Origin of the sequence: Burkholderia savannae (assembly GCF_001524445.2) — a bacterium.
In the GTDB taxonomy this organism is placed as follows: domain Bacteria; phylum Pseudomonadota; class Gammaproteobacteria; order Burkholderiales; family Burkholderiaceae; genus Burkholderia; species Burkholderia savannae.
Window position 1 is genome coordinate 3,471,142 of record NZ_CP013417.1, and the last position, 13,248, is coordinate 3,484,389.

9 protein-coding genes are annotated in these 13,248 nt (G+C 68.7%); 7 read left to right on the top strand and 2 right to left on the bottom strand.

All coding sequences use genetic code 11. The annotated features are described in order from the left end of the window. Positions 1–60: 60 nt before the first annotated feature. From rpoH to WS78_RS17065, 7 genes are all read left to right on the top strand, one after another. On the top strand, positions 61–996 hold the full coding sequence (gene rpoH / locus WS78_RS17040) for an RNA polymerase sigma factor RpoH (protein ID WP_038744472.1): 936 nt from the start codon (positions 61–63) through the stop codon (positions 994–996). Between the two features lie 341 nt (positions 997–1,337). Then, positions 1,338–1,622 carry a cytochrome oxidase putative small subunit CydP gene (cydP, locus tag WS78_RS17045; protein ID WP_038744485.1) on the top strand — a complete coding sequence of 95 codons (285 nt, stop codon included), beginning with the start codon at positions 1,338–1,340 and terminating at the stop codon, positions 1,620–1,622. Next, positions 1,612–3,207 (top strand): cytochrome ubiquinol oxidase subunit I, encoded by a 1,596-nt coding sequence (locus WS78_RS17050; protein WP_059575792.1) that lies wholly within the window; start codon positions 1,612–1,614, stop codon positions 3,205–3,207. Before cydP ends, WS78_RS17050 begins: the two co-directional genes overlap by 11 nt. 31 nt (positions 3,208–3,238) lie before the next feature. After that, positions 3,239–4,375, top strand: coding sequence for a cytochrome d ubiquinol oxidase subunit II (cydB, locus tag WS78_RS17055; protein ID WP_038744474.1), 1,137 nt, complete (start codon positions 3,239–3,241; stop codon positions 4,373–4,375). An 80-nt stretch (positions 4,376–4,455) separates the two neighbouring features. Next, complete coding sequence (cydX, locus tag WS78_RS17060) at positions 4,456–4,554, top strand: cytochrome bd-I oxidase subunit CydX (protein ID WP_004550904.1); 99 nt, start codon at positions 4,456–4,458, stop codon at positions 4,552–4,554. Between the two features lie 702 nt (positions 4,555–5,256). Further along, the gene (locus tag WS78_RS35975; RefSeq protein ID WP_152611627.1) at positions 5,257–5,496 is read left to right on the top strand and encodes a hypothetical protein; all 240 of its coding nucleotides are present in this window, start codon (positions 5,257–5,259) and stop codon (positions 5,494–5,496) included. 207 nt (positions 5,497–5,703) lie between these two features. Continuing rightward, positions 5,704–8,208 (top strand): family 20 glycosylhydrolase, encoded by a 2,505-nt coding sequence (locus WS78_RS17065; protein ID WP_059575790.1) that lies wholly within the window; start codon positions 5,704–5,706, stop codon positions 8,206–8,208. A 538-nt stretch (positions 8,209–8,746) separates the two neighbouring features. On the opposite strand, the gene nagE is transcribed toward WS78_RS17065, so the two are convergent. After that, on the bottom strand, positions 8,747–10,525 hold the full coding sequence (gene nagE, locus WS78_RS17070) for an N-acetylglucosamine-specific PTS transporter subunit IIBC (protein WP_059575788.1): 1,779 nt from the start codon (positions 10,523–10,525) through the stop codon (positions 8,747–8,749). 104 nt (positions 10,526–10,629) lie between these two features. Then, a complete protein-coding gene (gene ptsP / locus WS78_RS17075; protein WP_059575786.1) occupies positions 10,630–13,242 on the bottom strand; it encodes a phosphoenolpyruvate--protein phosphotransferase in 2,613 nt (870 codons plus the stop codon). Positions 13,243–13,248 lie beyond the last annotated feature (6 nt).

A 13,248-nucleotide genomic window follows, 5' to 3' on the forward strand; every position in this document is an offset into this window, starting at 1 on the left:
ATTCATCGAGGAATCGCCCCGGCAATGGGGCTCGTCCCTGATTCCAAAGGAGTTTTCTACGTGAGCAACGCATTGACCCTTCCGAACACTTTGCGCCCGGCGTCCGCTAAGGCCGCATCGGCAGGCTCGCTGGCGCTCGCATCCCACTCGATGCTGCCCGGCCAGCTGGGCAACATCGACGCCTATATTCAGGCCGTGAACCGGATTCCGCTGCTGACGGCGGAGGAAGAGCGTCAGTACGCGACCGAATACCACGAGGACAACAACCTCGACGCCGCGCGCCGGCTCGTGCTGTCGCACCTGCGGCTCGTCGTGTCGATCGCGCGCAACTATCTCGGCTACGGCCTGCCGCACGGCGACCTGATCCAGGAAGGCAACATCGGCCTGATGAAGGCGGTCAAGCGTTTCGATCCCGCCCAGAACGTGCGCCTCGTGTCGTACGCGATCCACTGGATCAAGGCCGAGATTCACGAATACATCCTGCGCAACTGGCGCACGGTGAAGGTCGCGACGACGAAGGCGCAGCGCAAGCTGTTCTTCAACCTGCGCAGCCACAAGAAGGGCACGCAGGCGTTCACGCCGGAGGAAATCGACGGCCTCGCGCAGGAGCTGAACGTCAAGCGCGAGGAAGTAGCCGAGATGGAAACCCGCCTGTCGGGCGGCGACGTCGCGCTCGAGGGCCAGATCGACGACGGCGAGGAGTCGTACGCGCCGATCGCCTATCTCGCCGATTCGCACAACGAGCCGACCGCCGTGCTCGCCGCGCGTCAGCGCGACATGCTGCAGACGGACGGCATCGCGCGCGCGCTCGAATCGCTCGACGCGCGCAGCCGCCGGATCATCGAGGCGCGCTGGCTGAACGTCGACGACGACGGCTCGGGCGGCTCGACGCTGCACGACCTCGCCGCCGAATTCGGCGTATCGGCGGAGCGCATCCGCCAGATCGAAGCGAGCGCGATGAAGAAGATGCGCACGGCGCTCGCCGCGTACGCGTAAGCGCGCTCAAACCCGAACATCCGGCCCGCCGCGGCCGCGCCGAAACGAAAAAGCCCGCTGTCCGACGACAGCGGGCTTTTTTGTGTGCCGCGAAACCGTGCGCGACGCGCGCATGCTTGACCAACATTATGAAAAATTTCATCCGGCGCATCGCGATTCGCGCAGATCTTGAGCCAGCTCAAGTTTCTGCGATCGCTTCGCGACGGAGTGCCGCAGCGCGGCACTAAGGGTTTTCCGGGACGCCTCCTACAATTGGGAGGACCGGCCAACAGATGCAGCGCGTATGCGAAACGCGTCACGAGACCGGCCAGTTTTGCGCCAACCGCGTTATCCCGGACATCATGGCTTTGACTCTCGTCAACAAAAAGGCGTCGCCCCACGACACGCCGCCCGCCCCTCGGGCGGGCTGGCGCGCTCGGGTCGCCGCCTGGGCCCGTGGCCCGACCCTCGCGCGCGACCTCTCGATCGTGCTGCTCTTCAAGCTGATCCTGCTCGTCGCGCTCAAGTACGCATTCTTCAACCATCCGCAGGCCGAGCACATGTCGTTGCCGCCTGCCGTCGTCGCAGCAAAGCTGCTGTCGGCGACGCCATACGCACCCACTCAGGGAGACCGCCATGATAAGTAGCGAAGTCGTCGATCTGTCGCGTCTGCAGTTCGGCATCACAGCGCTCTACCATTTCCTCTTCGTCCCGCTCACGCTCGGCATGTCCTGGCTGCTCGTCATCATGGAGTCCGTCTACGTGATGACCGGCAAGCAGGTCTACAAGGACATGACGCAGTTCTGGGGCAAGCTCTTCGGGATCAACTTCGCGATGGGCGTGACGACGGGGATCACGCTCGAATTCCAGTTCGGCACGAACTGGTCGTACTACTCGCACTACGTCGGCGACATCTTCGGCGTGCCGCTCGCCGTCGAAGGGCTGATGGCGTTCTTCCTCGAATCGACGTTCGTCGGCCTGTTCTTCTTCGGCTGGAACCGCCTGTCGAAGGTCCAGCACCTGATCGTCACGTTCCTCGTCGCGCTCGGCTCGAACCTGTCCGCGCTGTGGATTCTCGTCGCCAACGGCTGGATGAACAACCCGGTCGGCGCCGAATTCAACTACCAGACGATGCGCATGGAGCTGTCGAACCTCTTCGACGTGATCTTCAACCCGGTGGCGCAGGTGAAGTTCGTGCACACGGTGTCGGCCGGCTACGTGACGGCCGCGATGTTCGTGCTCGGCGTGTCCGCGTGGTATCTGCTGAAGAAGCGCGACACCGACTTCGCGCTGCGCTCGTTCGCGGTCGCCGCGGGCTTCGGCCTCGCGTCGACGCTGTGCGTGATCGTGCTCGGCGACGAATCCGGCTACACGACGGGCGAAGTGCAGAAGATCAAGCTCGCCGCGATCGAATCCGAATGGGAAACGCAGCCGGCGCCCGCGTCGTTCACGCTGATCGGCCTGCCGAACCAGGCCGAGGAGCGCACCGACTACGCGATCAAGATCCCGTATGCGCTCGGCCTCATCGCGACGCGTTCGATCGACGAGCCGGTGATCGGCCTGCGCGAGCTCGCCAAGCGCAGCGAAGAGCACATCCAGAGCGGGATGATCGCGTACGGCGCGCTGCAGAAGCTGAAGGCGGGCGACACGAGCGCCGAGACGAAGTCGACCTTCGACCAGCACAAGCAATATCTCGGCTATGGCCTGATGCTCAAGCAGTTCACGCCGAACGTGACCGACGCGACGCCCGAGCAGATCAAGGCCGCGGCCAAGCAGACGATTCCGCCCGTGGCGCCCGTGTTCTTCTCGTTCCGGATCATGGTGTTCCTCGGCTTCCTGTTCCTCGCGACCTTCATCGCCGCGTTCTGGTTCTGCGCGCGCCGCGAGCTGCTGCAGGACAACCGCCGCTGGTTCCTGCGCTACGCGGTGTGGGCGATTCCGCTGCCGTGGCTCGCCGCCGAGTTCGGCTGGGTCGTCGCCGAAGTGGGCCGCCAGCCGTGGACGATCGCGGGCATCCTGCCGACGCACCTGTCCGCGTCGAGCCTCACCGCAACCGATCTGTACCTGAGCCTCGCGGGCTTCATCGTGTTCTACACGGCGCTCTTCATCATCGAGATCACGCTGATGTTCAAGTACGCGCGGCTCGGCCCGTCGTCGCTGCACACCGGCCGCTATCACCACGAACAGGAGAAGCGCCGGCTCGACCAGGCCGTCGCCGGCTCGGCCGCCTGACGCCGCCATCGAATTCGCACAAGGAATCGTCATGGACTATGCAACTCTCAAAGTGATCTGGTGGCTGCTCGTCGGCATACTGCTCGTCGGCTTCGCGCTGACGGACGGCTTCGACATGGGCGCGGCCGCGCTCCTGCCGTTCCTCGGCAAGACCGACGACGAGCGCCGCATCATCGTCAACACGGTCGGCGCGACCTGGGAAGGCAATCAGGTCTGGCTCATCACCGCGGGCGGCGCGATGTTCGCCGCGTGGCCGCTCGTCTACGCGGCGTCGTTCTCGGGCTTCTACTTCGCGATGCTGCTCGTGCTGTTCGCGCTGTTCTTCCGGCCCGTCGGCTTCGACTACCGCAGCAAGCGCGACGATCCGCGCTGGCGCGCGGGGTGGGACTGGGCGCTCTTCGTGGGCGGCTTCGTGCCCGCGCTCGTGTTCGGCGTCGCGTTCGGCAACCTGCTGCAAGGCGTGCCGTTCGCGTTCGACACCGACATGCGCGTCACCTATCACGGCAGCTTCTGGGCGCTGCTGAATCCGTTCGCACTGCTCTGCGGGCTCGTGAGCCTCACGATGCTCGTCGCGCACGGCGCCGCGTTCGTCAAGATGAAGACGGACGGCGCGATCGCGAAGCGCGCGTCGATCGCGCTGCGCGTGTCGTCGCTCGTCGCCGTCGTGCTGTTCGCGCTTGCGGGCGCGCTGATCGCATCGTTCATCGGCGGCTTCGAGATCACGCAGGCGGCGCCCGTCGACACCGTCGCGAATCCGCTCCTCAAGCAGGTTTCCGCGGCCCCGGGCCTCTGGCTCGTGAACTACGGCCTGTATCCGTGGATGATCGCCGCGCCCGTCGTCGGCATCGCGGGCGGCGTGCTCGCGATGCTGCTCGCCGGCTCGAAGCTCGAGAAGACCGCGTTCATCTGCACGGGCCTCATGATCACCGGCGTGATCCTGACGGCGGGCTTCTCGATGTTCCCGTTCATCATGCCGTCGTCGCTCGATCCGAAGAGCAGCCTGACGGTCTGGGATTCGACGTCGAGCCGGCTCACGCTCGAAGTGATGCTCGTCGCGGTAATCGTGTTCCTGCCGATCGTCCTGCTCTACACCGGCTGGGTGTATCGCGTGCTGCGCGGCAAGGTGACGCCGCGCGCGCTCGAGGAAAACCGGCACTCGATGTATTGATGTCCGGCCGGCCGCCGCGTACGCCGCATCGTGCGGCCGGCTTTTCGCAAGATTGTCGCAAGTTTCGAAGGAGTCGGATCATGTGGTACTTCAGCTGGATTCTCGGCATCGGCGTCGCGCTCGCGTTCGGCATCATCAATGCGATGTGGCTCGAAGCGCGGCAGAAACGCGACGCTTGAGCGCCGCGCGCGCGTCGGGCCGGTTCAGCGCGGCGGCGACGCGGCGGTGCGGCGGACGCGAGCGGATGTCGTCGTTCGTCGTTCGTCGTGCGTCGTGCGTCGTGCGTCCTGCGTCGTGCGTCCGGCGCTGGTTCGCTCCGGATGCAAAGCGCGCGTCGCCATGAAGCAGGACACGCCCTCGCCTCGTACGAGGGCTTTTTGCTTCTTGCCGTGCGCGCACGAAAAATGCGCCCTCGGCGCGGATCGTCGCCGCGCGTCGGCCGCGGCGCGTATGGGCTGACGACGTCTTCGTCGCGCCCACCGCTCGCGGCCCGCGGCGACGCGACGCCGCGCGTTCCGGCGCGTCGCTTTCCGGCTATTTTCTTGCGGCGGACGAACCGCGCATCGGCTTCCTGTCCGCACGCATGCCGTTCCCGCCTTCGTCCTGCGCCGCCCCCTTCCCTTCACCGGCTGACCTGAACGGCGCTTCGTCGGCAATCTGCCTGCCTTCGCCGCAACGCGACGGCGCATGCCGGCGTATGCCGGCGCATGCGTTTCAGGCGCGCCGAACGCGCCCGCCAACACGCCGTTCAATCCCCCCCTTTTTATCAAACTCAATGCCAATCCGATTCCAAATTGATACCACTTGAACACCAATCGAAGGTTTCATAAGATCTTTTCACACGGTCGCTCACAGGCCGCATCCACACCGGTGGAGGAGACATGAAGAATCCCCGTTTCCGTTTGGCCGGCATCGTCGCTGCCACCCCGTTCGGGCGGGCCCGCGCGCGTCGCTTCGATTCGCGCGCCGCCACTCGCCCCCATGCCGCCGCACGCTCGCCGGCAGTGCGTCCCGCATCGTCGGCGGCGCGCGCCGCGCGGCCCGCGCATCTCGCGCTCGAAGCCTTCGTCATCGCGGCAAGCCTCGCGTCCCGCGGCTGCGCGGCCGCACGTCGTGCATGAGCACGCGCACGCCCGCGCGCCGTCGCCGCCCCGACCGGCACGACCGCCCCGAATCCGACCCGTGACGGGCGAACGCGCGCGAACGCTTCGCCCCTCGTTCGCTCGCGCGCGGCATCCGCGCCCCCTTTTCGCAGCTTCCTTGAAAGACCCGATCGCAGCGACGTATTTCCACGGCGTCGTATCACCGCTTTTTTCCAAGGAATTCCCATGAACCGAATCTCGCATTCCCTGTGCACCGTGTTGCTCGCCGCGGCGGCGCTATCGCCCGCGGCTTCGCCCGCGCAATTGCCCGCGCGGGCCGACGCCCGCACGGCCGCCGTCACCGCCAACGCCCACACGGCCCACACGGCCGCCACGCCCGCCGAGCTCGCGGCGCTGCTGGCGAACGGCCTCGCGGTACGCGTCGCCGTCGACAACAATCACGCGGCGTCGGCGGGCGTGCCGTGCGCCAACCTCGGCGCCGACTGGGCGAGCTGCGCGACGGGCCGCCTGATCCTGCAGAACCGCGGCCATCCGCAGATCACCGACGGCGGCTGGCGGCTCTATCTGCACAGCATTCGCCGGCTGCTCAGGATCGACCGCCCGGGCTTCACTCTGCGCCACCTGACGGGCGACCTGTACGAGCTGACGCCGCAGCCCGGCACGATCAAGCTCGCACAGGGCGAGCGGATCGAATTGCCGTTCGTCGCCGAATACTGGCTGCGGCGCTACAGCGACGTGATCCCGCGCCCGTACGTCGTCGTCGACGGCGCGCCGCCCGCGGTGCTGCGTTACGACGACACCGACGACGAACTGCGCTACGTCGAAACGCTGCCCGCCGACGCGCAGAGCAACTCGCCCGGCAACGCGCCGCCCGCCGCCGCGCAGCCTGTCGCGAACCGCGCGCTGCCGAGCGTGAAGCGGCAGCGCGCGCTGCCCGGCGCGCTCGATCTGCGCGGCGTGGATCTGACGCTGCCCGAGCTTTCGTTCGCGCAGGTCGCGGCGCTGCGCGATCGCGCGGGCACGCTCGGCCTAGGCGGCGCGGGCACGCCCGTCTGGGGCATCGTCGCGCCGCGCCGGCTGCCCGCCGATGTCGCGGCGCCGGGCGGCTACCGGCTCGCGATCGGGCCGCGCGGCGTGCTCGTCGAAGGCTTCGATCGCGCGGGGCTCTACTACGGCGTGCAGACGCTCTTCTCGCTCGTGCCGGCGGGCGGAGGAACGGTGCCGGCGATGCTCGTCGAGGATGCGCCGCGCTTCGCCCATCGCGGCATGCACGTCGATCTCGCGCGCAACTTCAAGCAGCCGGCGACGCTGCGCCGCCTGATCGACCAGATGAGCGCATACAAGCTCAACCGGCTGCATCTGCACCTGTCCGACGACGAAGGCTGGCGCATCGAGATTCCGGGCCTGCCGGAGCTGACCGACGTGGGCGCGCGCCGCTGCCACGATCCGAGCGAGACGCGCTGCCTGCTGCCGCAGCTCGGCTCCGGGCCGGACAACCAGTCGGGCGGCGGCTACCTGACGCGCGACGACTACATCGCGCTGCTGCGCTACGCGGCCGACCGTTTCGTCGACGTGATTCCCGAGATCGACATGCCCGCGCATTCGCGCGCGGCCGTCGTGTCGATGGAGGCGCGCTATCGCCGCCTGCACGCGGCGGGCCGCGAGCGGGAGGCGAACGCGTACCGCCTGCTCGATCCTCAGGACACGTCGAACCTGCTGACGGTCCAGTTCTACGACCGGCGCAGCGACTTGAACCCGTGCGTGCCGGGCGCGCTCAACTTCGCGTCGAAGGTGATCCGCGAGATCGCGTCGATGCACGCGGACGCACAAGCGCCGCTGCGGATCTGGCACTACGGCGGCGACGAAGCGAAGAACATCCTGCTCGGCGCGGGCTTCCAGCCGCTCGAAGGCGCCGATCCGGGCAAGGGCCGCGTCGATCTCGCCGCGCAGGACAAGCCGTGGGCGCGCTCTCCGGCGTGCGCCGCGCTTTTTCGGCGCGGCGAGATCAAGTCGATCGACGAGCTGCCGACGCGCTTCGCGAAACAGGTGAGCGCCGTCGTCAACGCAAACGGGATCGGCACGATGGCCGCGTGGCAGGACGGCATCAAGCACGCGAACGGGCCGCAGGATTTCAGCACGCGCGGCGTGATGGTGTCGCTGTGGGACACGATCTTCTGGGGCGCGTCCGACAGCGCGCGCGACCTGAGCGCGAAGGGCTACCGGACGGTGCTCGCGCTGCCCGACTACCTGTACTTCGATTTTCCGTACACGCGCAATCCGCGCGAGCGCGGCTACTACTGGGGCTCGCAGGCGACCGACGAGTACAAGGTGTTCTCGCTCGCGCCGGAGAACCTGCCGCAAAACGCCGAGGTGTTCGGCGATCGCGACGGCAATCCGTTCGACGTGACGAGCGCGGGCGCGGCGCCGCGGATCGAGGGCATCCAGGGGCAGGCATGGGGCGAGGTGATGCGCAACGGACAGTTCCTCGAATACATGGTGTATCCGCGCCTGCTCGCGCTCGCCGAGCGCGCGTGGCACAAGGCCGATTGGGAGCTGCCGTACGCGGCCGGCGTGCGCTACAAGCTCGGCGACACGCACCACGTCGACACGGCCGCGCTCGAACGCGACTGGGCAGGCTTCGCGACGGTGCTCAAGCAACGCGAGTTGCCGAAGCTCGAGCGCGCGGGCATCGGGTATCGCAAGCCCACCTTCACGCTGACGGGCGAATGACGGGCGGCCGGGCGGCGCGCCGCGTGCGCGTCGCCCGGCTCGCCGCGCGCCGTCCGTCTCGCAAGTCGCCGGCGATTTGCCGCGTCGCACCGCTCGTCGACGCACAATGCCGTGCGCGCCGCGCGGACGGTCTTCGGCGAATCCGCGGCCCACGGTTCGGTTGCGCTCGGGACGCAGGAGGTCGTGACGTCGGCGGGCGGGGTGTGCTTTTCGCTTTTCGCTTTTCGCTTTTCGCTTTTCGCTTTTCGCTTTTCGCTTTTCGCTTTTCGCTTTTCGCTTTTCGCTTTTCGCTTTTCGCTTTTCGCTTTTCGACCCTCGAGATTCGAGGTGCGAGCTTCGAGGTGCGAGCTTCGAGGTGCGAGCTTCGAGGTGCGAGGTGCGAGGTGCGCCTCCAACGTTCAACGCCCGAAGCGCGAAAACGACCCGCGCGAAACGCCGCGTCAAAGAAAAAACGGCTTGCGACAGCCGCAAGCCGTTTCCCGTATGGCGCGCTCGAACCGAACCCGCGCCGCGGATTCGGCCGACCCACGTCGTCGCGTCAGGCGGGCTGCGCCGCCGCGCCGCCGTCCGTCGAAGGCAGGCGCACCGCCAGTTGCTGCGCGTAGCGCGCCGCCGCCGGGCCGCAAACGATGTGGAACGTGTCGCTCGCGACCCACGCGACGTCGAGCGTCGCGAGGCGCTGGCGATCGACCGCCGACGGATCGCGCACGACGACACGCAGGCGCGTCGCCGCGACCGCGTCGAGCGACGCGACGTTCGTCGCGCCGCCGAACACCGCGAGCCAGCGCGTCGGCTCCGGATCGAGCGGCCCCGCCTGCGCGCCAGCGGCCGATGCCGCAGCGCCGGTCGCGGCCGCGGCCGCCGACGCGGCAGCCGCCGGCGCGGACGACGCCGCACCGCTGCCGAGCGTCGTGCGAATCTCGTCGGCGATGAGGTCCGCCTCCGGCCCGATGATCACCTGCACGCTGCTGCCGCCACGCTTGAGCACGCCGCGCGCGCCGATCGTGCGCAGATCCGCTTCGGACACCTTGCCGGGATCGACGACGGACAGACGCAGGCGCGTCGTGCACGCGTCGACGACCGACAGGTTCGCCGCGCCGCCAAGCGCCGCGATGTAGCGCTGCGCGCGCGGCACGGCGGCGCCCGCCGTCGGCGCGACGAAGCCGCCCGACGCGAACGACTGCACTTGCGCGTCGGCGCCCGCCGGCTCGCGGCCCGGCGTCGCCATGTTGAACTTGCGGATGCAGAAGCGGAACAGGCCGTAGTACGCGGCGCCGTACGCAAGGCCGAGCGGAATCGCGATCCAGCCCTTCGTCGACAGCCCGTAGTTCAGCACGTAGTCGATCGCGCCCGCCGAGAACGTGAAGCCGAGCTTCACGCCGAGCAACTGGCAGATCGCGAGCGACAAGCCCGTGAGCACCGCGTGGATCACGTACAGCACCGGCGCGAGGAACATGAAGCTGAATTCGATCGGCTCGGTCACGCCCGTCAGGAACGACGTGAGCGCCATCGAGAACAGCAGGCCGCCGACCACCGCGCGGCGCTCCTTCGGCGCTTCGTGGAACATCGCGAGGCACGCGGCCGGCAGGCCGAACATCATGATCGGGAAGAAGCCCGCCATGAAGCTGCCCGCGCTCGGATCGCCGGCGAAGAAGCGGTGCAGATCGCCCGTCACCGCCGCGCCGCCCGACGCCGGCGCGAACGTGCCGAACACGAACCAGACGAGCGAATTGATGATGTGGTGCAGCCCCGTGACGAGCAGCAGACGGTTCAGGAATCCGTAGACGAACGTGCCGATCGCGCCCGCCGTCAGCAGCCACTGGCCGACCGCGTCGATCGCGTGCTGAACCGGCTGCCACACGTAGCCGAACACGATGCCGAGCACGACGCACGCGAGCCCCGTGATGATCGGCACGAAGCGCTTGCCGCCGAAGAACGCGAGGTAGTCCGGCAGCTTGATGTCCTTGTAGCGGTTGTACAGCAGCCCCGCGACGACGCCCGCGATGATCCCGGACAGCACGCCCATGTTCAGCTTCGGATCGATGTCCTTCATGATCGCGACTTCGATCAGATAGCCGATCGCGCCCGCGAGCGCCGCCACGCCGTTGTTATCCTTCGCGAAGCCGACCGCGACGCCGATCGCGAAGAGCAGCGGCAAGTTGTCGAAGATCGCGCCGCCCGCGTCGGCGATCATCTTGATGTTGAGCACGTCCTGCTGCCCGAGGCGCAGCAGGATGCCCGCCACCGGCAGCACCGCGATCGGCAGCATCAACGCCCTGCCCAGGCTCTGTATTTTCAGAAACGGATTCCCGTCCATTCGATCCTCCAATCCTTATCGTGTCTCGTCGTTGAATAATTGATCGGCTCTGTTGATTGAAACGCGCTTCGAACGCGCGCGATTGCCCGGACGGCGGACGTGCGTCAGTCCGCCGGCCAGATTTCGCGGCTTGCTGCCCTCACCGCCTGCGCCGATTCGAGCGCGAGCAGGTCTTGCGCGCGCTGTCGGCACAGCTGGTAATCGAGATGGCGCACCTGCGCCTTGATGCCCGGCACCGACCCCGGGTCCACCGACAATTCCGTCACGCCGAGGCCGACGAGCACCGGCACCGCGACCGGATCGCCGCCGAGCGCGCCGCACACGCCGACCCACTTGCCATGCTTCTGCGCGCCGCGCACGGTCGCGTCGACGAGCCGCAGCACGGCCGGATGCAGGCCGTCCGCCTGCGCCGCGAGATCCGCCTGGCAGCGGTCCATCGCGAGCGTGTATTGCGTGAGGTCGTTCGTGCCGATCGACAGGAAATCCGCGTGCTTCGCGAGCTGATCGGCGAGGAGCGCGGCCGACGGCACCTCGATCATCACGCCGACTTCGACGGCCTGCGCGCGGCCCATCGCGCGCGCGAAATCGTCGATGCGCTTCCTGATGCGCACGAGCTCGCCGACGTCCGTCACCATCGGCAGCAGGATGCGCACCGAGCCGAACGGCTTCACCGCGAGAAGGCCCTGCAGCTGATCGTCGAGCAGATCGGGGCGCACCTGCGCGAGACGAATCCCGCGCAGGCCGAGCGCCGGGTTCGGCTCGGGCGGCAGCGTCAGGTAATCGACTTCCTTGTCCGCGCCGACGTCGAGCGTGCGGATGATCGCGGTGCGGCCTTGCAGCGCGTCGACGATCGATTGATAGCTCTGCTGATGCTCGGACGTCGTCGGCGCGGCCTGCCGATGGATGAACATCAGCTCGGTGCGCAGCAGGCCGATCGCGTCGGCGCCGTTGTCGACGGCGACGCGCGCGTCGTCGAGCGTCGCGATGTTCGCGGCGACTTCGATCTTGTGACCGTCGCGCGTGACCGCCGCTTCGCCCGACATCCGCCGGTTCGCCTCGCGCACGCCGGCAAGACGCTGCCGCTCGTGGCGCGCGCGCTCGACGTCGAGCGCGGTCGGCGCATATTCGAGGCGGCCCGCGCTCGCGTCGACGACGACCTGCGTGCGCTCCGGAATCGCATAGAGCGCGTCGCCCACCGCGACGAGCGCCGGAATGCCGAGCTGGCGCGCGATGATCGCCGCATGCGAGGTCGCGCCGCCGCGCGCCATCACGAGCGCCGTCACGCGCTCGCGATCGAGCGACGCCAAATCGGAAGGCGTGAACTCCTCCGCCGCGAGCACGGCTTCGGCGGGCAGCTCGCGCACGGTCGCGCTCCCGTAGCCGAGCGCGCGCAGCACGCGCTTGTCGATGTCGCGCAGATCGGCCGCGCGCTCGGCGAGGAGCGCGTCGTCGACATCGGCGAGCACGGCCGTCTGCGCGCGGATCGTCTCGCGCCACGCGAAGCCCGCGCTCTTGCCGAGGCTGATCAGATCGCGCGCGGCGTCGACAAGCGCCGGGTCCTCGAGCAGCACGCGATGCACGGCGAAGATGCCCGCTTCGCCGATCGCGCCGCGCTGCGACGCTTCGCGCACCGTCGCCTCGAGCTCCGCATCGACGGCGGCGAGCGCGCGGTCGAGCAGACGGCTCTCTGCCGCGGGCGTGCCGCTCGCGAGCTCGGGCGGCGTGATGTCGGCATCGTCCCCGCGCACGAGCGCGCCGACCGCGATGCCGGGCGCCGCGCACACGCCCGCGAGCGTGTTCGGATCGAGCGGCGCGCGCCCGATGCCCGTGACGACGGGCGCGGGCGACACGACGCGCGCCGGCTTCTCCTCGGCTTCGCCGTGGGTTTCGCGCAGCAGCTCGCTCGCCACCAGCTCGACCGCCTTCGCGGCGTCGCGGCCCGTGGCGACGAGCTCGACCGTCGCGTGCTCGCCCGCGCCGAGGCCGAGCAATCCGACGACGCTTTGCAGCGCCGCCTTGCGTCCTTCGAAATGCACTTCGACGTGCGCGTCGAGCCCGCGCGCCGCTTCCCGCGCGCGCGCGGCGGGCCGTGCGTGCAGGCCGCCCGGCTGCGTGAGCGTGATCGACTTGCGCGCGTCGGCGGCATCGGCCGAGCCCGCCGCGACACCCGCACCTGCACCCGCACCCGCGCCGGCGACTGCCCCCGCCGCCGCGCCGCGCGCACGCAGCGTGAGCAGCATCGTCTCGCCCGCCTTCACGACGCCCGCGCCCGCGCGCCCGACGACTTCGAACGCGTCCGAATTCGCGATCGCGATCACCGACACGAGGCTGTGCGCGGCGCGCGCGATCGCGTCCTGATCGAATTCGATCAGCAGATCGCCCGCCGCGACGCGCGCGCCTTCCGCGATCTTCGTCGAGAAACCGAGCCCGTTCAGCTCGACCGTGTCGATGCCGATGTGCAGCAGGATCTCCGCGCCGCCGTCGGCCGCGATCGTCACCGCGTGGCCCGTGCGCGCGACGTGCGACACGATGCCCGCGCACGGCGCGACGAGCCGGCCCTCGAGCGGATCGACGCCGATGCCGTCGCCGAACATGCCGCCCGCGAACACGGGATCGGGCACGTCGGCGAGCGGCACGACGGGGCCCGTCAAGGGAGAGACCAGCACGATCTGGTCGTGGGATGCATGCTTCAACTGTGACTCCTCGGCGCGTCTCATGGCTGT